The following is a 26519-nucleotide window of genomic DNA, read 5'->3' on the forward strand; positions in this document are numbered from 1 at the left end:
ACAGGCAATTTCCGGTGGCATTTCAGTAAACTTTGTTTGACTAGCATTCTAGTTTTAATACAAGATCGAGTTCAAGCGTCGCAAGAGCGCCCAATTCGACTACTCTGGAGACTACAATGCAGCTCAATCAACAAGAGCGCGGCCTGCGTGCCGTGCTCCCGCTCAGCCCTGTTGCCGCCGCCTGCGCGGTGCTGATTTCCGCCCTGTCCGCCCCAAGCTACGCCGCCGAAGCGGCCGGCGCACCGCAAGCCGCTGAAGCGCAACCCACCACGGTGGTGGTGGCCGGCATCCGCCGCGGCATCGAGGACGCCATCTCGGTCAAGAAAGACGCGACCTCCATCGTTGAAACCATCTCCGCCGAAGACATCGGAAAACTGCCGGACGTGTCGATCGCGGAATCAATCGCACGCCTGCCAGGCCTCGCCGCGCAACGCGTGGCCGGCCGCGCGCAAGTGATTTCGATCCGTGGCTTGTCGCCGGACTTCGCCACCACGCTGCTGAACGGCCGTGAGCAGGTCAGCACCGGCGACAACCGCAGCGTAGAGTTCGACCAGTATCCGTCGGAGCTGTTGAGCGGCGTCACCGTCTACAAGACTCCGGACGCAAGCCTGGTCGGCCAAGGCCTGTCCGGCACCATCGACATGCAGACCGTACGCCCGCTGGCATTCAGCGGCCGCAATTTCTCGCTCAACGTGCGCGGCGAACAAAACTCGCTCGGCAAAATCGCCAACGCCAAAGACACCGGCCACCGCATCAGCGCCAGCTACATCGACCAATTTGCGGACCGCACGATCGGCGTGGCGCTGGGTATCGCGCACCTTGAATCGCCTATCCTCGATCACGAAACCGGCACCTACGAGCCGTTCTCGCAAAGCAGCGTATCGGGCGTCCCTGCCGGCACTTACATCACGGCGGGTGTGAAGTCGCTGGCCAAGAGCGGCGTGTTGAAACGCACTGGCTTGATCGGCGTGCTGGAATTCCGCCCATCGAAAATGTGGACCAGCACCATTGACGTCTTCGCGTCGGAATTCAAGCAGGTCGACACCAACAACCAGTTCGAGGTGAACCTGGGCGGCTACAACGGCAGCAACAACCCGGCGGGCTTCAACTACTCCAGCGTCAACATCGCCAACGGCACGCTGCTGGGCGGTACCGCCACCGGCGCCTACCCGCTGGTGCGCGGCCAGTACAACAACCGCAAGGACGAGATCCGCACTGCCGGCTGGGCCAACCGCTTTAACTTCGGCAGCTGGTCGCTGCTGGCCGACGCCAACTACTCGCAGGCCAAGCGTGACGAGACCTACCTCGAAAACAACCTGCAGCTGCAAAGCGCTACCGGCGGCGCCTTCAACGATCCGCTGATGACGGTCGGCTGGTCCACCGGGAACTTCGCCACCATCTCCGGCAAACTGAATTACAGCGATGCCACCAAACTGTTCACCGGCAACTCGATCTACGGCTACGGCAGCACCTACTCGCCGCACCTGAAGGACACGCTGAAGAGCTTCAAGCTGGTGGCCACGCTGCCAGTGCCGGATGCGCTGGACAGCTACCTGCACGACATCGACGTCGGCATCAATCACAGCGACCGCACCAAGACCAAACGCCAGCCTTCGGGCCAACTGTTCGCCAAAGGGAATCCGACCATCTCCAGCGATTTGCTGTACGCGCCGGTGGACCTGGGCTTTGCCGGTTCGGGCATCGTCCCGTCGTGGAATGTGCCAGCGGTGATCGCCAAGTACTTCGATCCGATCAACTACAGCTTGGCCAACAACGCCGGCACCATCAGCCGCGCATGGGACGTGACCGAGAAGATCACCACCAGCTTCGCCCGCGCCAACATTGATGCGGATTGGGGTGGCGTATCAGTACGCGGTAACGTCGGCGCGCAGCTGGTGCATACCGACCAGTCGTCGGAATCGCTGTACGCTGATAACGGCGGCGTGGCCCATCCGATCAGCGACGGCAAGAGCTACAACGATGTCCTGCCTAGCATGAACCTGGCCTTCGGCCTGCCGGGCGACCAGACCTTGCGCGTATCGCTGGCCAAGCAAATCGCTCGCCCACGTGTGGACGAACTGAATGCAGGCTTCAACTTCACCGTCGATACCGGCACCCGCCTGCCGAGCGGCAGCGGCGGCAACGCCAAGCTGGATCCGTGGAAGGCCAAGGCGTTCGACATCTCGTGGGAGAAGTACTTCGCCAAGAAGGGCTACGTAGCACTGGCGGGCTTCTACAAAAAGCTCGACACCTACATCTACACCTTCTCGGAAACACGCGACTTCTCGCAGTACACGCCGGGCACCATCGCCATCACTAACATGGGCCAGTACACCACGGCCTACAACGGCAATGGCGGTTCGCTGAAAGGCGCTGAGCTGTCGGTATCGGTGCCGTTTGAAATGGTGTCGCATACACTGGACGGCTTCGGCGTGCTGGCATCGACCTCGTACACCGAGAGTGGCATCGACATCAAGGAAGTCAATTCCACCATCGGCAAGATTCCGCTGCCTGGCCTATCGCGCAACGTCACCAACCTGACGCTGTACTATGAAAAATCGGGCTTCTCGACCCGTGTGAGCACCCGCAAGCGTTCGGACTATGTGGGCGAGATCGGCAACTTCGCCGGTGACCGCCAACTGCGTTATGTGGTGGGCGATCATCCGGTCGACTTCCAGATCGGCTACACCTTCAACGAAGGTACGTACAAAGGTCTGGGCGTGCTGCTGCAGGTGAATAACCTGACCAACGAAGCGTATGAGACCTACGCAAACAGCAAGGATCGTCAGCTGGAGTATGCGAAGTATGGCCGCACTGTCTTGTTTGGGCTGAACTATAAGTTCTAAGTCCTTCCAAGGACGCCGGCCCGAAGTCTGGGCCGGCTTTAGCCCTGCGATTCGCTCGCAGGGCTTTTTTGGGCGCTTTGTTCACGATACCAGAGGGCCAGCATGCACAACGCGAACAGCACACCAAACGGAGCGCCCGGCAACGGCCGCTCCGTTGTGCCGCCGCCCGCGCGGGCAACGTCCGCCGCACTTGCCACCGCTCCCGCCGCGTTTGAGCGCGCGGCATAGAGCGCCGTCGCATCGCGGCGCAGCGCGCGCTGCCACGCGGGCCAGTCGTTCGCTGCGTAGACGTATTGCGCGCCCTGCCCTGCCATTCCTTCTGCGTTGAACTTTAGCCATCCCGCCTTCTGCGGCCAGAGCGCCGCACACACGCCATCTGCCTTGTCCACGCGCGCGGCAAGCTGCATCGGCGCGTAGCCATCCACCGCCAGCGCCGTCCCAGCCTTCACGCCCTGCGCGCATACCTCGCTGCGCAATCCTGGCACCGGCATCGGATTACTCATCTGCCAAACAGTTTTCTGCACGCTATCCAGCGCGATGCGATCCATCGCCGACTGCCACCACAAAGTCAGCTGCTGCGGCTCGCTGATCGCATGCTTATGCCAATCCGCCACGCCGATCCACACCACGCGTCCCTGGCCCACACTACGCTGCCACATCCACGGCTGCTTCTTGCTGTCGCGCGCCAGCACCGACCACGGCTCGGCTGCGTTATCAGCCGGATTCAAACCTGCCGGCGGCATGGACAAGGCGGCGCCAAACTGCCGCACATCTTCCTTCTCCGTAGTCGGCGACTGCTGGTGCAGGGCCAGACCGAAATCACGCTGCCACGCAGCGGCATCCGCAGCATTCCCACCGAGGACAATCAGTGGCACACCCTGCGCAGTCTGCGCCAGCAGCGAAGCCCGCGCCGATGGCGTCAGGTGCTCAACGTAGGCCGCATCCACAAACATCGCATTCGGCGCCGACAACGGCTCACGTGCAGTCTCGCTGCGCGTGATTGCTTTGCCCAGCGCGACATTCCAGTCGAGGATCGCGCTGCCATCGGACAGCAGCTGGTTCAAGGTGCGCGCATCAAACGACGGCGCATCAAAGCGGCCTTGTATTTGCAGCGGCACCGGATCTTTCACTTGCAGCGGTATCGGACCTTGCGTAATAATCTTGCCGTTCGCATCGAGCAGGCGCGCTTGCAGCACCATCGTCTCCGCCACCGGTGGCAGCCATTGCACCGACAACTGCGCGGCTGACGACACACCGGAATCCGCCAACACCTGCTTGTTCTCGGCCAGCAGCTGTAAGCGCCATCCTGCTTGCGCCGGCGAGCGCCGCGCCGACAATGTGAAGATGCGGCCCAGCGACATCGAACGCGGGAAATCGAGCCATAGCAAATCGGCAGCGGCAGGCTTCCATTGCAGCGGACGTGCAGGCAGGTCGCGCCACTCCGCTTCACGTACGCCGTCGCCACTCAATGCGAGCCTGGCTGCGTTGGGAATCGCCTGGCGGTCTGCATCACTGATGCGGCCAGCTTCTGTGCTGACCGACAGCGGCGCAGCGCTAGCGGCGGCGGGCAAGCGGATATCGGCAAGCGCCGTAGCCAGCGTAACGCCGGCCACGCCAGCAAGGGCGGCGTTACGCCACTGCTTTTTACGGCCATACAGCGCCGCGCTCACCACGCCGGTGGCAACGGCGGCCAACGGCGGCGCGATCGAAGCAAGATCGGTAGATATCATCATTTCGCCTGCTCCTTGCTGCTCCACGCCTTGCTGAACGGCGTATCCGCCGATGGACGCGCTTGCAGCAGCACCGGCGCATCGGCCAGCGTGCCGCGCAGCCATGCACGCAACTCGGCGCGGCAAGGCACGCAGCCGTCCTGCACATCCTGCACTGCGCGCTGGGCGCTCAACTTCTGTTCTTGGTCGGTGATGCGCGCGGTGATGGCATCACGCGCGGCCTTGCTCCACAATGCGGGCAGCACACCGTCTTGCGACAAGGCTTGTACCAGCTCGCGCACTTCAGCCGGCACGGTGTCGCTGGCAACACCTTGCGCGCGTTTGTAGCTCATGGCGCCGACCATGTCGCCAGTCATGCGCTTCTCTTCTTTCAGCGCCGGCGGCACGAAGGCGGTGCGGTGAAGGTAGACGCGTTCTGCGGCTTGTAACTCTTTAATCGCATCCAGCGCCTTGTACTCCGGCGGCAGCGCGGTCTTGAGCGAGATGGTGCGCAGGGATTTCTCGGCGTCCCACATCGCGGCCAAGGCGCGCTTCAGGACTGCCTTGGTTTGCGGATCGAAGATGGTGGCATTGCCCTCCTGGTCGTGGGCGTGACCGAATTCTTTCATGATGGCGATTTCGCTGCCCGGCTGCGCGCCGCCCGCACCTTGGTGATGCTCGTGTTCTTCGTGCTCTTCGTCGCCGAACAGGCTGGATTCTTCACCAAGGAATTGGCCGTAGCGCAGGCGCAGTTTGGCTTGGTCGGAGGCTATGTTTTCACTGCGGTTGCGCAGTGTCGCTTGCGGCATGTCGGGATGCGCTTTCAGGTCGGCCAGCAGCTGTTCGGTGTCGAGGATGACCTGGCGTTGACTGCGCAGGTTTTCCGGCTTGACCGCTGATGGCAGTGCGGTCGATTCCAGGCTCTCGGCGTCCGGGCCGGGCAAGCGCAGCGTGTAGGTCGGCGATTGCGCGGTATGCGGGCTTGGTGCGTTGTCAGTGGCGCGCAGGAAGAAGTAGAGTTCATCGCCCGGTTCCATGCCGAGTTCCGCCAGCGTCCACTGCTTTTTCCAGCTACGCGATTTCGGATCGGTGGATTGTGGCAGCGGGACTTCCTTGTCGCTGAAGCGGATGTTTTCGCCGCTGCCGCGTGCCAAGGTCATATGCAGGCTGGCGCGGACGATGGCGTAATCGTCTTTGGTGCTGACGGCGAGCTGCACGGACTTGGCGTCTTTGGGCAGCAGATGAATTAACTCAGTCGGCTCAATGATGGTGACTTGCGGTGCCTGGTCCGGTGTGACGCGGATGTTGTAGCGGGTGGACGCAACGCCGCGTACGCGCCAGAACAGCGAGTCTTCAACACGGAGTTTGGCACAGTCTTTGTCGATCGCCAGTGTCTGACCGTCGCCCAGTTCGACCGCTGCTTGCGCGCCGCGCGGGTTGTTGATGCACCAGCGGACTTCGGAGTATTGCGGGATCTGGATGTCGCGGGCGCCGGTTTCGAATGGCGCCACGCCAGTGTACGCAGGCGGTGTGACGCGCAGGTGGACTTCGCCGTCTACGATAGGCTTGTTGGCTTGCGCGGTGGCCGGCGGCGGCGCTGCAGTGGTTTGCTTGCCGTGCCACGCGGCGGCTGCACCGGTGGCCGCCAGGCTAAGGACGAGCGGCAGGATCGCGAGCTTGCTGCGTGCGCGTGCAATCGCTTGGTAGTCGGCGTCAGTGAGAACTTCAGCGAGACGGGCGTGCAAGCGCTGTTGTTGAAGTTTGGCGATTGGCGTTTTGGCGTCTTCAGCTAGCAGGGTGCTGCTGTCTTCCAGTTGAGGGATGGCGGCGTTCAGCCAGGATGGCCATTGCTGCCCGATGCGGCGGCGCCAGCGCAAGGCGTCTGCAATGATCCAGATGACGCAGATGGCGACGGCTGCGGCGAGGCTGCTGGCAGCCAGCAGATAGGCGGCCAGTACGAGCGGCGCGAGGGCGAGCAGCCATTGCGATGCGCGGCGACGCAGGATGGCAGTCCAGAGGCGGCTGCGCAGATGGTCAGTGGCGCCGGGCATGGGCAAGTATCCGTTCGATCATGAAGAGGGCCAGCAGGGCGAAGGCGAGCCAGCTTGCAGGCTTGGCGTCTGCAATGGCGGGCAGCGTGCTGCGAGCGGCAGTGAAAATTTGCGATGGCGTGGCGTAGGCCGGCGCTGGCGCTGCGGCCAGCAGTTGCCAGGCTTCGTACAGCGCACGCGCAGTGTCGGCATCACGCGGCGGAAAGACGTCCGAAGTCCATAAGCGGCCGCGCGGCGAATCGGTGTATTTCAGCGTGAGGCCATTGATTGTCAGCGTCGAAGCGTTGGCCAGCTCCGGGAATGTTGCCAGCGCAGCGCGAGCGGCGGGCGTCGAGGCGGCGGAGACTCGCACTGCGTCGACTGGCGAGGGTGCTGCGGCGAGCGGCGAGGCGGCGGCAATCCACCAGTCGGCGGCGCGCCACGTAGGTGGTGGTTCGGCGTTTTGAGTGTCCCAGACGATTAGCGTGGTGCGGGCGTCCGGCTCGGAGGTGAGCTTGTAGTGACGAGCGGCGTCGCCTACGCTATCGAAAGCGGCGAACAGCGACCGCCACGCGGTCACGCGCGTCGCTGGTGCCGCCAGCGCGATGTGCGTCTCGGCCTTGTCGGTGGCGGCTGCGCGCAGCGCTGCGATGGGTGCTTCCTGTGCGGCGGCAAGCTGCGTGCGGATGGATAATTGGTGGCTGAACTGTGGCACGCGGGCAGGCATGGCGATTTGGCCGGCGCGGGCGATGAGAAGCAGTTTGGCGTCGCTACGCCAATCGCGTTCATTTGTGCGCAGCCATTGCAGTGCGTCGTCTGGCAGCGGCATGCGCGTGGCGGTGCTGAAGCCTGCTGCGGCGATTTCTTTTTCTACCCACGCTGGATCGGCGCCGGAGTCGATCAATACGGTATCGCCGCGCCACGGGAGGATGGTCGCGGCCAGCCAGGCAATCAGCGTTACCAGCATCAGGCAGCGCACCACCAGCAACAGCTTGTCGCGCCACTGCCAGACGCGCAGCTGTTCCGGAGGTGCGGATGGTAAGAAGCGCGCTGTCGCCAGCGACTCAGCTTTCACGCGCTGGCGTTTTTGGCGATGCCACCATATCGGCAGCAATAGTACCGGCAGCGCCAACCACCACAAGGGATAAGAACTCAGCATCATTTGGTAGCCCGCGCTCCCGCCAGCTGTAGCCAGCTGCGCAAGACGCCACTCAGAGGCTGCTCGATGCGCGCCTCGTAGTGGACGATATTATTTTTACGGCAGCTGCCTGCCACACTATCGAAGTGCGCGCGGCTTTGCTGCTTGTACGATTCGCGGTCTGCATTGCTCATGCGATGCAGTCCATCCACTTGTTCAGGGTCGCGATAACCAGCGCCAGATTTGAAGCTGGCGTCGACTTCAGCCTGCGTGCGCAAGGTGAGCAAGCGCACGTCGTGACGCATATTGCGCAGGCGGAGCAAGGCTTCACTCAGCGGCGACGGCCAGTCGAGGAAATCGCTGGCAGCGAAAATCATGCTCGGTGCACGCGCGAAGTGCAAGCTGGCGCGCAGCGTTTCGGCGGATGGCAGCTGGCCGCGCGGTTCGGCTTTGGCCAGTGCCGCCAGCACGCGCTGCAACTGGCGCGGCCCGCGCGAGGCTGGCGTGAATTCGACTTTGCCGTCGGTGCAGACCAGCAGGCCGAAGGCGTCGCTCTGACGTTGCGCGATAGCAGCGACGCAGGCCAGCACGGTGCGCGCGAACCAAAGTTTGTCGATGCCGTTAATTTCGCGGCTGGGTTCAGACATGGAGGCGGTGGCGTCCAGCCAAAGCCAGACGGCGACGTGGCTGTCGCGCTCCGCTTCACGGACGAAATAGCGGTCGGCGCGAGCCAGCAGCTTCCAGTCCACGCGGCGCCATTCGTCGCCCGGCGCGTAGGCGCGGTACTCAGAGAATTCAACACCAGCACCACGCTCGCGGCCCGCGTGAATGCCGTGGCCAAGGCCCGCCAGCACGTGACGAATCACGAGCTCCAGATCCTTGGTCCGGGCCATCATGGCTGTAGTGGCGGCAGCTTGCATCAGTCAGGTCGGATATGCTCGCGCAGGGCTTGCAGGATGTCGGCGATGGCGATGCCGTCGGCTTCCGCTTCGAAGTTGCGCAGCACGCGGTGCGCCAGCACCGGCAGCAGCATCTCGCCGATGTCTTCGCGCGTGACGGCGAGGCGGCCTTGCATCAGCGCGCGCGCCTTGGAGGCCAACACCAGGGCTTGGCCGGCACGCGGGCCGGCGCCCCAGCCGATATGCTTCTTCACCGCCGGCACCGTCGTCAGCGACGGACGCGTGGCGCGTACCAGGCGCGTGGCGTAGGCCAAGAGATGATCGCCGATCTCGATATCGCGCACCAGCTGCTGCAAGCGCAGGAGCGTGGCGACATCCATCACCGGCTCCGCATCTTTCAAGCCTGCGTGCGTGGTGGCGGAGACCATCGCAATCTCTTCTTCCTCGGTCGGATACACCACATCGATACGCAACAGGAAGCGGTCCAACTGCGCCTCCGGCAGCGGATAGGTGCCCGCCTGCTCGATCGGATTCTGCGTCGCCAGCACGAAGAAAGGCTTGGGCAGCTTGTGCGTCTGGCCTGCAAACGTCACCGAGCGCTCCTGCATCGCTTCCAGCAGCGCCGATTGCGTCTTCGGTGGCGCGCGGTTAATCTCGTCCGCCAGCAGCACCTGCGTAAACACCGGCCCTTGCTGGAAGCGGAACTCGCGCTTGCGCGTCGCATGGTCCTCTTCCAGAATCTCGGTGCCGACGATATCGGACGGCATCAGGTCCGGCGTGAACTGCACGCGATGGAAGTCCAGCTCCGTCGCCTGCGACAGCGACTTCACCAGCAGCGTCTTGCCCAGCCCAGGCACGCCCTCCACCAGCGCATGGCCACCAGCCAGCAGGCAGATGATCAGCGAATCGATCACATTCTCCTGGCCGATAATCACGCGGCCCATGCTGGCCTTGAGCGCCTTCACCTTGGCGGTTAGCTCGCCGATTTCTTGTTCGCTCCAGGCGATTGCACCATCAGCCATAATAACTACGCTCCCAACGCATATTGAATGATATTGACCGCAAAGCGGGTATTATCGACCGCGAGAAAACGCTTGTTGCGGAAGTCGTAATCCCACTCGCAGCCGTAGTCCTTGTTGCTATACAAAAGCCGCACGCGGCCGCCCACTTCGACCGCCTTCAGATAGTCGTGCACCAAATCGTCGCCCCAGCCGTTCAGCTCCACGGCGGTATTCGGCGGACCATCTTCAAACTTGAAGAAGCTCGAATAGATCGCGTGATTGTTCGGAATCTTGTGCAGCGCCTTCGGCCCGAAGATGCGGCCAATTTCAGCCTCGAACGATTTCGCAAACAGCCCGTCGATGTCGTGGTTGCAGTCGTCCACGAACAGGAAGCCGCCGCCCTTGATGTAGCGCTCAAGATTCTTGCGCTCGGCCGCAGTGAACTGCACCAGCTTGTGGCCAGCGAAATAGCAGAACGGCGCCTCCAGCATCTTGGGGTCGGACAGCGCGACGATGCGCTCAACGGGATCGACTCGCAAAGTCGTGTACTCGACCAGCGAATTAAGCACGTTGCTGGGCATGCGGACATCCACATCCCAGTCGCCCGACTCGTAAGTCAGGCGCGTGAAATAGAAATCGTACGAAGCCACGGCGTTAAACCGCGTCCGACAGGGACGTGAAATTAAAGTCGCGCACCTTCATCGGCGGGATCAGCATCTGGTAGCGCACTTCGTCGCCGCCGATCACTACCGGCTTACCCAGTTCATCGATGTTGTTCAACATCGACACCGGGCTTTCATTGAAGCGGAAGTTTTTGATCGGATGCTTGATCTTGCCATTCTCGATGTAGAAGGTGCCATCGCGCGTCAAACCGGTCAGCAGCAGCGATTGCGGATCCACCATGCGGATGTACCAGGTGCGCGTGACGAGGATGCCCTTCTTGGTCGACGCAATCAGTTCCTCGGTCGACTTGCCGCCGCCCGCCATGATCATATTGCCGTGACGGCCCACCGCGCGCTGGCCTTGTTTCTCGGCCCAGTAGCGCGTGTAATCCAGCGAGGCGATCTTGCCGCCCTTGATCACATCCGCGCGCTCGCGCGCCAGCATGGCCTGGCTATCCCACGGCAGCACCGGCACTTCCGGATTCCACGGATCGGCCCAGATGTTGACCTGCTCATCGAACAGCTTTTCGCCGAGGCGATTGCCGCCGCCTTTCTTGGCGAGGAAGCTGCGGCCTTCGTCCGCCTGGCGCGCATCGAAAGCGCCGAACATGCGGCCGATGATTTCCGAGGTCGCCGCCGGTTCCAGGATCACTGTGTAGCGACCCGGCTCCAACGCCTTGGCATCCACCGATTTCACCGCCTTCTCGATGGCGATTTCGGAAGCTTCGCGCACGTCGAACTTGCGGGCGTCGTTAGCGGAGCGCGTAACCCAGCCGGAACCGCGTCCATCTTCGGTACGCGTGGTGACCGTGAACCCGAGATTGCTCAAGGTCTGGTAGCCGAACACACCGTTCGAGTTAGCCACCGTTTCAAAGCCGGTGGTATCGCTGAAGAAGCCCGCAGCGACCAAGCCTTGCTTCTTCGCCGCGTTGATGCTGGCCGCAGCCACTTCCGCGCGATACTCAGGATCGATGGCGGCAGTGGCATCGCTGAACGTCGCCGAAGCCTTGTAGTCCTGCTGCTTGATCGCAGGCTGGAACTCCGGATTCTCCGGCGCGAGACGCGCCACGTCTTCCGCGCGGCGCACCACTTTTTCCAGCGACTTTTCGTCAAACTCATTGATCGACGCCGTACCCTGCTTCTTCCCGAAAGCCACGCTCACAGTCAGTTGCGTGTTCTCGATCAGGCCCGCCGTCGATACCGCGTTGCGCGCATAGCGGATATTGCCGTTGCGGTTACCGCTGATCTGCACACGGCATTCATCAGCGCGCGACAACGACATGACCTTGTCGCAGATACGCTTTGCTTCTTCCTGCGTCAGCATCTTCATGGTTTATCCAATCTTGCGGGCAGTGTTGATCACGTTGATGCCATTGAAGCGCGTGGTCGGCGAACCGTGCGACACGGCGCTAACCTGGCTAGGCTGGCCTTTACCGTCGAAGAAGGAACCGCCCATGCGCCAGTCTCGCTCATCGCACAGCGCCGAGCAGGATTGCCAGAACTCTTGCGTGTTCGACTGGTAGGCCACGTCTTCCAGCTGGTTGACGATTTTGCCGTTCTTGATTTCGAAGTAAAGCTGGCCGCCGAACTGGAAGTTGTAGCGCTGCTGGTCGATAGAATACGAACCGCGGCCGAGGATGTAAATGCCCTTCTTGACATCCTTCACCATCTCGTCCGGCGTCAGCTTCTTCTTGCCCGCTTCCAGCGACACGTTAGGCATGCGCTGGAACTGCACGCTGCTCCAGCTATCCGCGTATGAGCAGCCGTGCGATTCTTTTTCGCCGATGATGGCGGCTTGGTCGCGCGTGGCCTGGTAGTTGACCAGGATGCCGTTGCGGATCAAGTCCCAGCGCTTGGAAGCCACGCCTTCGTCGTCGTAGCCGACGAGGCCCAGCGACGCTGGCGTAGTTTTGTCGGCGACGATGTTGACGAGGTCCGAGCCATACTTGAAGTTCCCGGTCTTCCACTTGTCCAGCGTAGCGAAGCTGGTGCCGGCGTAGTTAGCCTCGTAACCCAGCACCCGATCCAGCTCGGTGGCGTGGCCGACCGACTCGTGAATCGTCAAGAACAGGTGTTCCGGCGACAGCACCAGATCGTACTTGCCCGGTTCGACCGTTTTGGCGGTCAGTTTCTCTTTCGCCTGACGGCCCGCCGCACGTGCGTCTTCGATCAAATCGTAAGCGCCCTTGTACAGCGTGGTGACGCCGCCGGCGGCCTGCACGCGGTTCTGCGGTTTGCAGTCGAAGAATTCATAACCCATGCTGGCCGGCGACGACAAGCCGTCGCGCGTGCGGAACTTGCCGCTGGCCTTATCGACTGCGGTAGCGGTCAGCGGCGACCACAAACGATGGATGTCCTGATCGATGTAAGAACCATCGGTGGACGCGAAGTACTTCTGCTGGTTCACCTGGAACAGCATGGAGCGCATGAAGTTCGCGCCCGCGTCCATGCCGGCCTTGTTCGCGGCCAGCAGCAGCTCGGCCTTCTCGGCGATCGGCACGGCGCGCCAGTCTTTCTTGACGGGCGTGGCCCACGACACTTCGCCCACGCCCTTTACCGGCGCCAGTATCACAGGCTCGGTTTGCAGCGTCGCATTGGCTTTGGCGATAGCGACTGCCTGGCGCGCGGCGTCGGCCACCGCGTCCAACGTCATCACGTTGGTGGCACAGAAGCCATAGGCGCCGTTGGCGATCACGCGCACGCCGACACCAGAGGACTCGGTATTGACGATGTTCTCCACGTTCAAATCACGCGTGGTGATGAACTGATTCAAATAGCGGCCGATGCGCACGTCGCAATACGTGGCACCGGCCTTGGTCGCCGCATTCATGGCGGCGTCGGCCAGCGATTTTTTAAACTGCACGGCCATCGGGTTAAGCAGCTCGTCAGCCGCGATGGCGTTACCGAAGACCGGCACCAGCAAGACGCCGCCCGCGGCAGCGCCAATTTTCAGGAATGAACGGCGTTCCATGATTACACCGCGTCCGACAGCGAAGTAAAGTTGAAGTCACGGACCTTCATGGCCGGGATCAGCAACTGGAACTGCGACTCATCGCCCGACAGGATTTCCGGCTTGCCGATTTCGTCGATGTTGTTCAACATCGAGACCGGGCTTTCGTTGAAGCGGAAGTTCTTGATCGGGTGCTTGATCTTGCCGTTCTCGATATAGAACGTACCATCGCGGGTCAAGCCGGTCAGCAGCACCGACTGCGGATCCACCATGCGGATGTACCAGGTGCGGGTGACCAGGATGCCCTTCTTGGTGTTGGCGATCAGCTCTTCGGTCGACTTGTTGGTGCCGGCCATGATGATATTGCCCGGCGTGCCAACAGCGCGCTTGCCCATCTTCTTGGCCCAGTACTGCGAGTAGTCCAGCGAAGCGATCTTGCCGTTCTTGATGATGTCCTGACGCTCGCGCGCCAGCATGCTGCGCGTGTCGAACGGCAGCACGGCGACATCTTTATCCCAAGGGTCGGCCCAGACGTTGACCTGCTCATCGAACAGCTTTTCGCCCATGCGATTGCCACCGCCTTTTTTAGCTAGGAAGCTGCGGCCCTCATCGGCCGAACGGGCATCGAAGGCGTTGAACATATAGGCCAGAATGTCGGAGGTCGCAGCCGGTTCCAGGATCACGGTGTAGCGGCCCGGTTCCAGCGCCTTGGCATCCACCGAACGCAGAGCCTTCTCAATAGCGATGTCAGATGCGGCACGCGCATCGAACTTGCTGGCGTCGCCCACGCTGCGCTTGACCCACCCGGAACCACGGCCGTCTTCAGTACGCACGGTCAGTGTGAAGTCCAGGCCCGTGTCCTGCTGGTAGCCGAACACACCGTTGGAGTTGGCGATGGAGGTGAACGAGGTGCCGTCAGTGAAGAAGCCCGCCGCCACCAGCTTGTTCTTGCGCGAGTTCTCGATGCTGTAGGCCGCAACTTGCGCGCGGAATTCAGGATCGATATCGGCGGTCTTCTGGAAGAAGGTCTCGGTGGCCTTGTACTCTTGCTTGGTCGGCGTTGGCATGAACTCCGGATTTTCCGGCGCCAGACGTGCCAGATCTTCCGCGCGGCGCACGGCTTTTTCCAGCGACTTTTCGTCGAATTCATTCACGGTGGCCGTGCCTTGCTTCTTACCGAAAGCGACCGACACCACCAGCTGCGTATCTTCAATCAAACCGGCGGTCGACACGGCATTGCGCGCGTAGCGGATATTGCCCTTGCGCGCGCCGTTGATGGTCACTTCGCACTGGTCAGCCTTGGTCAGCGACAGCACTTTATCGCTGATACGCTTGGTCTCTTCTTGACTCAGGAATTTCATCTTATCTCTCTCCAGTGCTTAGCCGATTTTGCGGGCAGTGTTGATAACGTTGATGCCGTTGAAGCGCGTGGTCGATGCGCCGTGCGACACGATGGACACTTGCGGCGGCTGGCCTTTACCGTCAAAGAAGGAGCCACCCATGCGCCAATCGCGCTCGTCGCAGACCGCCACGCAGGCGTTCCAGAATTCCTGGGTATTCGACTGGTAAGCCACGTCTTCCAGCTGCTGGCCGATCTTGCCGTTCTTGATTTCGTAGAACAGCTGGCCGCCGAACTGGAAGTTGTAGCGCTGCTGGTCGATCGAGAACGAACCATCGCCAACGATGTAAATGCCCTTCTTGACGTCCTTGATCATTTCGTCCGGCGTCAGCTTCTTCTTGCCTGCCTTGAGGGACACGTTAGGCATGCGCTGGAACTGCACGTTGGCCCAGTTGTCCGCATACGAGCAGCCGTGCGATTCTTTTTCACCGATGATGTGGGCCTGGTCGCGGGTGGCCTGGTAGTTGACCAGGATGCCGTCCTTGATGATGTCCCAGTTCTTGCACTTCACGCCTTCGTCGTCGTAGCCGACCGCGCCCAGCGAACCTGGAGTGGTTTTGTCAGCGACGATGTTGACCAGCTCCGAACCATACTTGAAGTTCTTCGACTGCCACTTGTCCAGCGTGGCGAAGCTGGTGCCGGCGTAGTTCGCCTCGTAACCCAGCACGCGATCCAGTTCGGTCGGGTGGCCGACGGATTCGTGGATGGTCAGCCACAGGTGCTCAGGCGTCAGTACCAGATCGTACTTGCCCGGTTCGACCGACTTGGCGGTCAGCTTGGCCTTGGCCTGCTTGCCAGCCAGGCGCGCGTCTTCAATCAGGTCATACGATTTGGTGTACAGCGTGGTGACGCCGCCTGCTGCCTGCAGCTTGTGTTCAGGACGCGCGTCCAGATATTCGTAGCCCATGCCGACCGGCGCCGACAAACCCTGGCGCGTGCGGAATTTGTTTTCCTTCTTGTCGACGGCAGTCGCGAAGAACGGCATCCACAGGCGATGGATGTCCTGGTCGATGTAGGAGCCGTCGGTGGAGGCGAAGTACTTTTGCTGGTTCACCTGGAACAGCAAGGACTGCATGAAGCTTGCGCCGCCACCCATGCCGGCCTTGTTGGCGGCGATCAGCAGGTCGGCCTTCTCCTTGATGGCGACGGTGCGCCAGTCCTTGACGATAGGCGTGGCCCACGACACTTCGCCCACGCCTTTTACCGGCGCCAGGATCAGCGGTTCGGTTTGCAGTTTGGCGTTGGCCTTGGCGATAGCAACCGCCTGGCGCGCCGCGCCGGCCACGCCGTCCGGCGTCATGTCGTTGGTGGCGGCAAAGCCGTACGCACCGCCAGCGATGACGCGCACGCCAACGCCGGCCGATTCGGTGTTGACCACATTCTCGACGTTCAGGTCGCGCGTGGTGAGGAACTGGTTCAGGTAGCGGCCTATGCGCACGTCGCAGTAAGACGCGCCGGCCTGGGTGGCGGCGCTCATCGCCGTATCCGCGAGAGCCTTCTTGAATTTAATGTCCACTGGCTTGAGCAATTCTTCCGCAGCGATTGCGCGGCCGAACGAGGGCAGCAGCATCGTGCCCAAGGCCAGACTACTGATATTGAGGAATGCACGTCGTTCCATGTTCTCTCCAACGTTGTTTGTGGGCCAGCCGCCCATGAGCTTCTTTTATATTGTTACTTTACGTTACATCGGAATATCTGTTGCCGTTCGGAGCAGATTGCAAAATGTATGCCATCGGATAATGTTGTGCAAGTACCTGTTTTGGGTGTCCACAGTGTCCGATCCGGTGTCCGCTGAGTGTCCGCGTAGTGTCCGCGCACCGGGGTAGTGCGGACGCCTGCATTTTGCTTGACCGGACTGCAAGCATGGCAGATCATCGCGCTGGGCGCGCGGCTGCGTCGCTCCCATCCAACACTTCAGGAGACACCGCATGAAACGATACGTACTGGCCGCACTGGCCACCACGATGCTGTTCGGCGCGACCGGCGCCGTACTGGCAGACGATGCGCTCAAGGCGGCTATCGCTGCCCCGTCCCGCACCGCGGACAATGTGAAGCGCGACGTTTATCGCCACCCGTATGAGACTTTGGAATTCTTTGGCATCAAACCGGATATGACGGTGATTGAACTGGCGCCGGGCGGCGGCTGGTACACCGAGATCCTGGCGCCCTACCTGCGCGCCAACGGTAAGCTGATCACCGGCGGCAATGACCTGGCATCGCCGAATGAAAATGAGCGCAAGGGCGCGGAGCGTTTCCTGGCGCGCCTGAACGCCAAGCCGGAGGCTTACAACAAGGTGGCCGTTGGCGTGTTCTCGCCGGGCCGCAAGTACGAGATGGCGCAGCCGAATAGCGTGGACATGGTGGTCACTTTCCGCAATATCCACAACTGGATTCCGCTTGGACCGCAGAAGATGCAGGAGCTGTTCGGCAGCTTGTACACGGTGCTGAAACCGGGCGGCGTGCTGGGGATTGAGGAGCATCGCCTGCCGGCCTCGAAGACGCAGGATGCGGAGGCCAGCACCGGCTATATGCACGAGCAGTATGTGATCAAGCTGGCGGAAGCGGCGGGCTTCAAACTGGCCGCCAAGTCGGAAGTCAATGCGAATCCGAAGGACACGGCTGACCACAAGGGCGGCGTGTGGGCGCTGCCGCCGACTTACACCAACGGCGATGCAGAACGCGCGCAATACCAGGCCATCGGCGAGAGCGATCGCATGACGCTCAAATTCGTCAAGCCAAAAGGCTAAGCGCTAGAAACGTGTGAACTTGGTCTCGTCGGGTGAACGTTCCGACACCAGGCCAAGATTACGCGCCGGGCGGTTGACGGGTTTCAGCACCGTCGGCCGCCGCACGGCAAGCGGCGCGCCCTCTTCCGTCGTGTACTGTTTGAACACGGCCATCAGGCGCCGCAACTGGTCCGCTTGCGCATTCATTTCTTCCGCCGTCGCCGCCAGTTCTTCCGAGCTGGCAGCATTCACTTGCGTGGTCTCGCTCAGCTGGATCACCGCGCCGTTAATCTGCCGCACGCCGGAACTCTGCTCTTCGGACGCCGCCGCAATCTCCTGCACCAGGTCCGAAGTCTTGCGGATATTCGGCGCCAGCGCATCGAACATCTCGCCCGCTTGCTCTGACAGCTTCACGCTATCTGCCGCCACTGCGCTAATCTCCTGCGCCGCCACCTGGCTGCGTTCCGCCAGCTTGCGCACCTCGGCCGCCACCACCGCAAAGCCCTTGCCATGCTCGCCCGCGCGCGCCGCCTCAATTGCCGCATTCAAGGCCAGCAAATTGGTTTGATAGGCGATGTCGTCGATGATGCCGATCTTGCCGGCGATTTGCTTCATCGCCGATGCTGTCGCCTTCACCACGTCGCCGCCGCGCGCTGCCTCCAGCGCGGCTTGCGTGGCGATACCGTCGGTGACTTTGGCGTTCTCGGTGTTCTGCGCAATCGATGCCGTCATCTGTTCGATGGAGGCACTGGTTTCTTCCACACCCGCCGCCTGCTCGCTGGACGCCTGCGACAGCGATTGCGCCGTCGCACTCACCTCCTGCGCCGCGCCAGCCAGGCTGCTCACCACCAGCTGCACATCACGCACGATGCTGGACAGGCTACGCGTCAGCCACACTGCCAAAGAGCGCAATCACCACGTCCACCGCCAAAATAATCTGCTTGGCCGAGTTGGTGACTTCCGTCATGGCAGCCGATTCTTTCTGCGTTTCCGAATCGTTCACCTTGAGCAGTTTGCGGAAGGCGGCAGCGATGGCTTCGTCAGCGCCCTTGATGTTCTTATCCATCTCCAGCGCCGTCATGCCTTTTTCGTGCATGGCCTCCAGCTGCGACATGCTGTGGTCATAGCTCTTCACACCGGCTTGCACTTCGCCCAGCAGCATTTGCTCTTCCGCCGTGAGGTCGCCGGCGGCGCGGTAGGCCGCCATCTCTTTTTCAATAATGGCCAGCTCGGAACGGAACTGGGTGTTACTGTCCGGCCCACGGAGGATATAGTTTTTAAAGTGACGCACGGCGCGGCCATGCGCCGTCACGCTTTCCAGCACGGCGCTCTTGCGCGCCAGCGTGATATTTTCGAAGTCGTTCCAGTGATCGTGCAGGGATGTCAGCCTGCTGAACGCGAGTACGCCCAGCAGCACCACCAGCAGCACGATGCCGCCAAAGCCGGCGTGCAGCCGGGTCTCCATTTTCATTTGATTGAGCATGGCGTGATCCTCCTCCATGCCATTGTGAACTTATATTCCGGCGCAAATCTCACCAATATTAACGGTTAGCCCATTGCGTCTGAAGGTAGACCTCAGAATTTTATGAAGTTGGTTTCATCCGGATCGCTCATCTCCGGCATGCGCCGGCTGGCGACCATGCCGCCAAGGCGCGGTGGTTTGGCGGCCTTGCGCTTCATCGGCGCAGGCGTATGGGTGTGCGGCTTGTGCAGCGATCCGGCCAGCTTGAAGAAGGACATGGCTTGCTGCAGCTGCTCCGCCTGACTGCTCATCTCTTCCGCCGTCGCCGCCAGTTCTTCCGAGCTGGAGGCGTTCTGCTGGGTGGTCTGGCTCAGTTGCGTGACGGCGGCGTTGATCTGTCCCACGCCAGCCGACTGCTCTTCCGACGATGCGGTAATCTCCTGCACCAGGTTCGACGTGCGGCGAATATTCGGCACCATCTCGTCCAGCAAGCGCCCGGCCTTTTCCGCCAGCTCCACGCTGCTGGACGCCACTTGTTCAATCTCCTGCGCCGCCACCTGGCTGCGTTCCGCCAGCTTGCGCACCTCGGCTGCCACCACAGCGAAGCCCTTGCCATGCTCGCCCGCGCGCGCCGCCTCAATCGCCGCGTTCAGCGCCAGCAAATTGGTTTGATATGCGATGTCGTCGATGATGCTGATCTTCTTGGCGATTTGCTGCATCGCCGCCACGGTGGACTTGACTGCCTCACCGCCTTCCGCAGCCTCCACCGCCGCCTTGCTGGCGATACCGTCGGTGACCTTGGCGTTTTCAGTATTCTGCGCAATCGACGCCGTCATCTGCTCCACCGAAGCGCTGGTCTGCTCGGTGCCGGCCGCCTGCTCGCTGGCGGCCTGCGACAAGGACTGCGCGGTGGCGCTGACTTCCTCCGATGCCGAGGCTAAAGATTCGGCGCCATTGTTCACCTCATCCACCACCTGCGACAGCTTGTCGATCATGCCCTTCATCGCCGCCAGCAGGCTGCTGGTATCGCCGGCCTTGAGCGCGACGTCGACGCGTAAATCGCCCTCCGCTACCTTGCGCACAATGCCAGCCGCGTAGGCCGGGTCGCCGCCCAACTGCTTCATGATGTCGTGCAGGACTAGCAGGCCAAGCGCCACCAGCACCACCAGCGCTATCGCCGATGCGGTGTACATGCGCGAAGTAGCGGCAGTCGACGCGGCATCGGCTTCCTTGACCGCGTCGTCGCCATACTGGACGTTCATTTCCACCAGCTTGTCCAGGTTGGACTCGACGTCATGGAAGTTGGTGCGGTTGTCGCTCAGGTTATTACGCAGCGCGACGAACAGCTCCTTGCGCTTGCCCAGCTCCGCACTCTGGATCTGCGATAGCAGGTTGCCAAACTCGGCGTCCTTTGCCTTCCACGCATCCCAGGCCTTGACGAAGACTTTCCACACCGCCGCTTCCTCATTAGACTGCGGCAGCGACTCGTAGATTTTCCATGCTTGCTCGGCCTGTCCGGACAACTCGGCGCGGCGCTTGATCTGCTGCGTGATGTCGGCGACGTTTTCCGGATACATGGCGGTGGCGTCGGCCGCGCGGTTGGCGGAGCGGATGCCGGTTTTGGCTTCGTTGATGCTCATCAGCGCCTGCACCGACGGCAGGCGGTTCTTGCCGATTTCGGCCAGCATCTCGCTTTCTTTTTTCAGGCCCTGGAAGGCAATCAGGATGGTCATTAACAGCGCCAGCACGGCGACGCCGATCAGCGTCAGGATCTTGGTGCGGACGGTAATATTTGCGAACATGATGTCTCCTAGGGGATATGCGCGACGAACTCCTGCAAGTGCAAGGTCGATACCAGATGCTGCACATTGAGCAGCAAGATGAAGCGTCCGCTCACCTTGCCGATGCCGTGTAACAGGTCCGCCTTGACCGCGCCAAAGCGCGGCGCCGGCTCGATGTCGGCGCCGGGAATATCCAGCACCGCGTTCACCGCGTCCACCAGGATGCCGATGACCAGCGGCCCCTCCTCGCCCTCCGCTTCGACCACGATGATGCAGGTGCGCTTGCTGATCGCCGACGGCTCGCGTTCCAGCCGCCGCGCCAGGTCCAGCACCGGCACCGCCGTGCCGCGCAGGTTGATCACGCCGCAGATCGACGGCGGCATCTGCGGCACCGGCGTCACCCCGGCATACTCCAGGATTTCGCGCACCGCCAAGATACCCATCGCGAACATGTCCTGTCCCAGCATGAAGCTCAGGTACTGGGACGAGGCCAGTTGCGGCGGTTCAGCTACGGTCAAGGTGTTCATGGCACGCTTTCGCTAGAATTTAACGAAGTGCGATTCGTCCGGCTCACTCATTTCATTCATGCGCCGTACCGACGACTGCAAGCTTGGTGCACGCCCGCCGCGCGGCGGCTTTTTCATCGCGATCGGCGGGCGCACCACATGGCCTGCACCGGCCAGCTTGAAGAAGGCCATGGTCTGCTGCAGCTGCTCCGCCTGGCCACTCATCTCTTCCGCCGTCGCCGCCAGTTCTTCCGAGCTGGAGGCGTTCTGCTGGGTAGTCTGGCTCAGTTGCGTCACGGCCGCGTTGATCTGGCCCACGCCGGCCGACTGCTCTTCCGAGGCCGCCGTAATTTCCTGCACCAGGTTGGAGGTGCGGCGGATGTTCGGCACCATTTCATTCAGCAGGTTGCCGGCCTTCTCCGCCAGTTCGACGCTGCTGGACGCCACTTGTTCAATTTCCTGTGCCGCCACCTGGCTGCGTTCCGCCAGTTTGCGTACCTCGGCCGCCACCACGGCAAAGCCTTTGCCATGCTCGCCCGCGCGCGCCGCCTCAATCGCTGCATTCAATGCGAGCAGGTTGGTTTGATACGCGATGTCGTCGATGATGCTGATCTTCTTGGCGATCTGCTGCATCGCCGCTACGGTCGACTTGACCGCCTCGCCGCCTTCCGCCGCTTCCACCGCCGCCTTGCTGGCAATGCCGTCGGTGACTTTGGCGTTCTCGGTGTTCTGCGCGATCGACGCCGTCATCTGCTCGACCGAGGCGCTGGTTTCTTCCGTGCCGGCGGCTTGCTCGCTGGCCGCCTGCGATAGCGACTGCGCGGTGGCGCTGACTTCTTCCGAGGCCGATGCCAGCGCTTCGGCGCCGTTGTTCACTTCCTGCACCACGTAGGACAGTTTTTCGATCATGCTCTTCATCGCCGCCAGCAGGCTGGTAGTGTCGCCGGCTTTCAGCTCCACGTCGACGCGCAAATCGCCATCCGCCACCTGGCGCACGATGTCGGCTGCGTAGCCTGGATCGCCGCCCAGCTGCTTCATGATGCCGGCCAGGATCACCAGGCCGATCGCCACCAGCAAGGCCAGCGACACGCCGGAAGCCAGATACATGGTGTTGAGCGCCTTGGCTGATGCTTCGTCCGCGTGTTTGACGCCGTCGTTGGCGTAGCCGATGTTCAGCTCCACCAGCTTATTCAGGCTTTCTTCGGCATCGCGGAATGGACCGCTGTTTTCCTTCAGCGTGGCGTGCAAGGTCTGGAACAGTTCCTTGCGCTTGGCCGGCTCGGCGCGCATGATCTGGTTGGCGATGTCGCTGATCATCGCATCGCGCTGCTTCCATGCCTCCCACTGCTTGACGAAGATATTCCAGACCTTTTCCTCTTCCGGCTCCTGCGGCAGCGGATCGTAGATCTTCCACGCCTTCTCGGCGCGCGCCCAGCCTTCCTGCTTGCGCTTGAGTTCATGGGCGATGGCGGCGACATCGTCCGGCGACACCGACATCGCATCGATGGCGCGGCTGGCCGAGCGGATCGCCGTCTGCGCCTCGTTAATCGTCAACAGCGTCTGCACCGAGGGCATGCGGTTGGTGCCGATCTCGCTCAGCATCTGGCCCTGCGTCTTCATACCCGAGAAGGCGATCAGTACCACCGTGAGCAGCGCGGCAACCGCCACGCCCAGCAAAATCAAAATCTTGGTCCGTACCTGTAATGTCGACAGCATTAAAATCCCCTCCAGCTTTGGTTATGTTTATTCTTCACCTGCCAGCGCACGCAATCTGCGCCTGTCTTGCCTGATCCAGCCCACCAGCTCTTCGGCCGGCATAGGTTTGGCCAGTAAGTACCCTTGCGCCATGTCGCAACCGAGGTCGCGCAACAGCTTCCAGTCTTCGACTGTCTCAACGCCTTCGGCCACCGTTGCCACGCCCAGGCTCTGGCCCAGGTCCAGCGCACTTTTCAACACCATGTGGCGGTTCGGCCATTGCGCCGCACCGTTGACGAAGGCGCGGTCGATTTTCAACTCCGTGAACGGGCAGCGCGCAAACTGCTGCATGGACGAATAGCCGATGCCGAAATCGTCCATCGCCAGTCCGTAGCCGGCCAGGCGCAGGCGGCCCATATTGGTCAAGGCCTGCGACAGCTGGCGCATTACGCTGGTCTCGGTCACTTCCCACACCAGTGCCGATGGCGTCACGCCGGATGCGGACACCTGCGCCATCAGGCGGTCGATGAAGCCACGTTCGGCCAGATTATCGGCCGACAGGTTGATCGACACCGTCAGCGGCGGCAGGCCGTGCTTCTGCCAATCGAGGATACGTTCCAGCACCTGCTGCACCAGCTCCAGCGTGAAGTCGGCCATCAGCGGATGGCCTTCCAGCGTATCGATGAAGTGGGCCGGCGACAGTATTCCGCGCTGCGGATGCTTCCAGCGCGCCAGCGCTTCCACGCCTTTCAGGTGGCCGTTTTGCATGGCGATCTTGGGCTGGAAGTAAGGCACGAATTCGCGCCGCGTCAACGCCTGCGCCAGTTCTTCCAGCGTCGCTTGCGGCGGCGCAGAGTAGGCCACAGGCGCGCAATCGCCGGCGCGGTCGGTGGCCTTGCACAGCAGCTGCGTCAGCGAATCCAGCTGCACCGGCTTGAGCAAAGTGCCCAGCAGGCCGATGGAGGCATCTTCGCAGGCCATGCTCTCGATGATCTCCAGCAAGCGCGGATCGCGCGCGCTGATCACGATCAGGTTTTCCGCCAGCCGCCGCTCTCGCAATTGGCAAGTCAGTTCGATGCCGTCCATGCCCGGCATTTCAAGATCGGTCAGCACCAGGAACGGCGGCGCCGCCAACTGCTCCAGAACGCGCAAGGCTTCGTTGCCGTCGCCCGCCTCCAGGATCTCGCCGAAATTCAGTTGGCGCAGCAAGCCGACCAGATAGCCGCGCTGCACCACGCTGTCTTCCACCACCAGCACGCGGCGGCCGCTCCACGCGGGAGCAGCAGCGGCTACGGTATCTGGCGAGGTAGTCATCATGTTCAATACTGCAGTTGTTGGAGGATTTCGCGATAGATCGCATTCAGCGGCACCGAGCGCTCGACCGCGCCCTTCTTCACCGCTTCCTTGGGCATGCCGTACACCACGCAGCTGGCTTCATCCTGCGCCACAGTGCGCGCCCCTGCCTTGAGCATTTCCAGCAAGCCGGCAGCACCATCGTCGCCCATGCCGGTCATGATCACGCCCAGCGCGTTGGCGCCGGCAGCGCGCGCGGCGGAGCGGAACAGCACATCGACCGATGGCCGATGGCGATTCACCAGCGGGCCGTCCACCACCTCGACGAAGTACTGGGCGCCGGTGCGGCGCAACAGCATGTGTTTTCCGCCGGGCGCAATCAGCACCTGCCCTTGCAGCACGCGGTCGTTATTGGCCGCTTCCTTGACCCGCACTTCGCACACGCTGTCCAGCCGCGCGGCAAAAGCGGCCGTGAATTTTTCCGGCATGTGCTGCACCACCACGATGCCAGGCGAAACGCGCGGCAGCGCCGTCAGCACTTCTTCCAGCGCCTGCGTGCCACCGGTGGAGGTGCCGATGGCGACCACCCGTTCGGTGGTGGCGGTCATCGGCCGCACGTTCTCCGGCGGCAGGACGGCGTCCGCATTCAGCTTGGCCGTCACCGGCGGCGGCGCCGGACGGTTGGCCAGCTTGCCGACATGGGCGCCGGAAGCGGCGCGCACCGCCGACACCAGTTCATCGGCGCTATCGTGCAGGAACTGCTTCAGGTCCAGGCGCGGCTTGGTGATGATGGCCACCGCGCCGGCAGTCAGCGCTTCCACTGACGTCTGCGCGCCCTTCTCGGTCAGCGTGGAGCAGATCACCACCGGCGTCGGGTGCTCGTTCATCAGCTTGCGCAGGAAAGTGATGCCATCCATCTTCGGCATTTCCACGTCCAGCACAATCACGTCCGGCCACTGCACCTTCATGCGCTCCATCGCCAGCAGCGGGTTGGCCACCGCATGGGTAACGGTAATCCCGGGCGCCGCGTTCAGCAGGCCGCTCAGCACCTGCCGCACCACGGCGGAATCGTCGACGATCATGACCTTGATTTCACTCATGCGGTCTTAGCTCCTGCGCTACCCCATCCCGGCTCCGGTGGAACCTGACGGCTCAACACCTCGCCACTGCGGATGGTAAAGATCAAATGACGGTGTCCTTCGCCAAACAGGCTCTCGGACACCACGTGTATGCCGTGCTGCTGCAACATGCTGCGCGCGTAATCGCCGTTCTGGGTGCCGATGTCGCGCACCTTGTCGGTACGCGGAAACATGGCGCCGCCGCCGAAGATCTTGCCTTGGCACTGCGCCAGCGGCACGCCGTTCTGCGCCATGCCCTCCACCAGCAGCTGCATGGCGTCGGCGCCGTACATGCCCGGCTTGTCGGATGGACGGTCGGCTTTACGGCGGCCATGGCCCGGCAGTAAAAAATGCGACATGGCGCCGATACGCAGCGCCGGATGCCACAGGGTGATCGACACACAAGAGCCGAGCAGCGTGCGCACGCGATACTGCGCATCGCCGACGAAGTACTCGCCCGGCATCAGGAAAATGTCGATCAACTTGTCACTCATGGCTTGCGGTAAATCGAAGGTGCGACTGCTGTCATGCTGTCGTTGATATCGTTCAGCGTCTCCGAATGCCCGATCAGGAAATAGCCGCCCGGACGCAGCTGCGCCAGCAGGCGCGCCACCACCTGGCGCTTGGTCTCCAGGTTAAAGTAGATCATCACGTTGCGCAGGAAGATCACGTCAAACGTGCCGACCTTGGGCAGCGGTGCATTCAGGTTCAAATGCTGGAACTGCACCCGCTGGCGCAGCCCGCGCTCGATCAGCATGGTGCCCGCTTCGCTGCCCTGCCCTTTCAGGCAGAAACGCTTCAGGTAAGCCGGCGGCATCTGCGAGGCGCGCTCCATCGGATAGTGGCCGCGGCGTGCGCTTTGCAGCACGCGGGTGCTGATGTCGGTGCCCAGCACTTCCCACGCGGCGTCCTCGCCGATCACGTCGGCCAGCACCATCGAGATACTGTACGCTTCCTCGCCGCTGGAACTGGCGGCGCTCCACACGCGCAAGGTGCGGTTCTTGTCGCGCGCCTCCTGCGCCAGTTCGCGCAGCAGCGCGAAGTGCTTAGGCTCGCGGAAGAAGTATGTCTCGTTGGTGGTCAGCAGGTCGACTGCCATTTGCAGTTCGGCCGGCTGCGCACGGCTTTCCAGCAGTCGCAGGTAGTCGCCGTAGCTATCGAGCTGGTAATGCGCCAGCCGTTTGGCCAAACGGCCGCTGACCAGCGCCTGCTTGCCATTGGCCATAGTGATGCCTGCCGCATCGTAGATGAAACGCTGGAACTGCACGAACTCGCGATCGGTGATCATCGCCACTGGCATAGCA

20 protein-coding genes and 1 pseudogene are annotated in these 26519 nt (G+C 62.1%); 2 read left to right on the forward strand and 19 right to left on the reverse strand.

Translation table 11 applies throughout. From position 1 onward, the window contains the following. The first annotated feature begins 116 nt into the window (after positions 1 to 116). Positions 117 to 2846 carry a TonB-dependent receptor gene (locus tag GTP46_RS01600; RefSeq protein WP_161004872.1) on the forward strand — a complete coding sequence of 910 codons (2730 nt, stop codon included), beginning with the start codon at positions 117 to 119 and terminating at the stop codon, positions 2844 to 2846. 38 nt (positions 2847 to 2884) lie between these two features. Here the strand turns inward: GTP46_RS01600 and GTP46_RS01605 are convergent, their stop codons facing one another. Genes GTP46_RS01605 through GTP46_RS01650 form a run of 10 tightly spaced genes read right to left on the reverse strand, consistent with a single transcriptional unit; the run spans position 2885 to position 16252 of the window. Beyond that, a complete protein-coding gene (locus GTP46_RS01605; protein ID WP_229258752.1) occupies positions 2885 to 4579 on the reverse strand; it encodes a hypothetical protein in 1695 nt (564 codons plus the stop codon). Next, positions 4576 to 6606, reverse strand: a complete 2031-nt coding sequence (locus GTP46_RS01610; RefSeq protein WP_161004873.1) for a DUF4175 family protein — start codon at positions 6604 to 6606, stop codon at positions 4576 to 4578. Before GTP46_RS01610 ends, GTP46_RS01605 begins: the two co-directional genes overlap by 4 nt. Then, complete coding sequence (locus GTP46_RS01615; RefSeq protein WP_229258753.1) at positions 6590 to 7747, reverse strand: BatA domain-containing protein; 1158 nt, start codon at positions 7745 to 7747, stop codon at positions 6590 to 6592. The genes GTP46_RS01610 and GTP46_RS01615 overlap by 17 nt, the downstream gene beginning before the upstream one ends. Next, positions 7744 to 8643, reverse strand: a complete 900-nt coding sequence (locus GTP46_RS01620; protein ID WP_229258754.1) for a DUF58 domain-containing protein — start codon at positions 8641 to 8643, stop codon at positions 7744 to 7746. Before GTP46_RS01620 ends, GTP46_RS01615 begins: the two co-directional genes overlap by 4 nt. After that, complete coding sequence (locus GTP46_RS01625) at positions 8643 to 9644, reverse strand: AAA family ATPase (RefSeq protein ID WP_161004874.1); 1002 nt, start codon at positions 9642 to 9644, stop codon at positions 8643 to 8645. The genes GTP46_RS01620 and GTP46_RS01625 overlap by 1 nt, the downstream gene beginning before the upstream one ends. 5 nt (positions 9645 to 9649) lie before the next feature. Further along, a complete protein-coding gene (locus GTP46_RS01630) occupies positions 9650 to 10273 on the reverse strand; it encodes a DUF4159 domain-containing protein (RefSeq protein WP_161004875.1) in 624 nt (207 codons plus the stop codon). Between the two features lie 4 nt (positions 10274 to 10277). Then, positions 10278 to 11615, reverse strand: a complete 1338-nt coding sequence (locus GTP46_RS01635) for a TldD/PmbA family protein (protein ID WP_161004876.1) — start codon at positions 11613 to 11615, stop codon at positions 10278 to 10280. Between the two features lie 3 nt (positions 11616 to 11618). Next, a complete protein-coding gene (locus GTP46_RS01640) occupies positions 11619 to 13256 on the reverse strand; it encodes a TldD/PmbA family protein (RefSeq protein ID WP_161004877.1) in 1638 nt (545 codons plus the stop codon). Positions 13257 to 13258: 2 nt separating this feature from the next. Next, positions 13259 to 14596 carry a TldD/PmbA family protein gene (locus tag GTP46_RS01645; RefSeq protein ID WP_161004878.1) on the reverse strand — a complete coding sequence of 446 codons (1338 nt, stop codon included), beginning with the start codon at positions 14594 to 14596 and terminating at the stop codon, positions 13259 to 13261. Positions 14597 to 14614: 18 nt separating this feature from the next. Continuing rightward, positions 14615 to 16252 (reverse strand): TldD/PmbA family protein, encoded by a 1638-nt coding sequence (locus GTP46_RS01650; protein ID WP_161004879.1) that lies wholly within the window; start codon positions 16250 to 16252, stop codon positions 14615 to 14617. 310 nt (positions 16253 to 16562) lie between these two features. Here GTP46_RS01650 and GTP46_RS01655 point away from each other — a divergent pair, with 310 nt between their 5' ends. Next, entirely contained in the window at positions 16563 to 17381 is an 819-nt protein-coding gene (locus tag GTP46_RS01655) for a class I SAM-dependent methyltransferase (RefSeq protein ID WP_161004880.1), read from the forward strand. A 3-nt stretch (positions 17382 to 17384) separates the two neighbouring features. Here GTP46_RS01655 and GTP46_RS01660 read toward each other — a convergent pair. From GTP46_RS01660 to GTP46_RS01700, 9 genes and pseudogenes are all read right to left on the reverse strand, one after another. Beyond that, a pseudogene (locus tag GTP46_RS01660) lies at positions 17385 to 18197 on the reverse strand (methyl-accepting chemotaxis protein); the annotation flags it as partial. Positions 18198 to 18240: 43 nt separating this feature from the next. Then, entirely contained in the window at positions 18241 to 18843 is a 603-nt protein-coding gene (locus GTP46_RS01665; RefSeq protein ID WP_161004881.1) for a hypothetical protein, read from the reverse strand. 92 nt (positions 18844 to 18935) lie between these two features. Continuing rightward, positions 18936 to 20624 (reverse strand): methyl-accepting chemotaxis protein, encoded by a 1689-nt coding sequence (locus tag GTP46_RS01670; protein WP_161004882.1) that lies wholly within the window; start codon positions 20622 to 20624, stop codon positions 18936 to 18938. A gap of 8 nt (positions 20625 to 20632) precedes the next feature. Beyond that, complete coding sequence (locus tag GTP46_RS01675; protein WP_161004883.1) at positions 20633 to 21130, reverse strand: chemotaxis protein CheW; 498 nt, start codon at positions 21128 to 21130, stop codon at positions 20633 to 20635. A gap of 12 nt (positions 21131 to 21142) precedes the next feature. Then, positions 21143 to 22825 carry a HAMP domain-containing methyl-accepting chemotaxis protein gene (locus GTP46_RS01680; protein WP_161004884.1) on the reverse strand — a complete coding sequence of 561 codons (1683 nt, stop codon included), beginning with the start codon at positions 22823 to 22825 and terminating at the stop codon, positions 21143 to 21145. 27 nt (positions 22826 to 22852) lie between these two features. Continuing rightward, entirely contained in the window at positions 22853 to 24121 is a 1269-nt protein-coding gene (locus GTP46_RS01685; RefSeq protein ID WP_161004885.1) for an EAL domain-containing response regulator, read from the reverse strand. Between the two features lie 2 nt (positions 24122 to 24123). Then, a complete protein-coding gene (locus GTP46_RS01690; RefSeq protein WP_161004886.1) occupies positions 24124 to 25197 on the reverse strand; it encodes a protein-glutamate methylesterase/protein-glutamine glutaminase in 1074 nt (357 codons plus the stop codon). Next, entirely contained in the window at positions 25194 to 25709 is a 516-nt protein-coding gene (locus tag GTP46_RS01695) for a chemotaxis protein CheD (protein WP_202414091.1), read from the reverse strand. The genes GTP46_RS01690 and GTP46_RS01695 overlap by 4 nt, the downstream gene beginning before the upstream one ends. Continuing rightward, positions 25706 to 26515, reverse strand: a complete 810-nt coding sequence (locus GTP46_RS01700) for a CheR family methyltransferase (protein WP_161004887.1) — start codon at positions 26513 to 26515, stop codon at positions 25706 to 25708. The genes GTP46_RS01695 and GTP46_RS01700 overlap by 4 nt, the downstream gene beginning before the upstream one ends. Positions 26516 to 26519 lie beyond the last annotated feature (4 nt).

Origin of the sequence: Duganella flavida, assembly GCF_009857445.1 — a bacterium.
In the GTDB taxonomy this organism is placed as follows: Bacteria; Pseudomonadota; Gammaproteobacteria; order Burkholderiales; family Burkholderiaceae_D; genus Rugamonas; species Rugamonas flavida.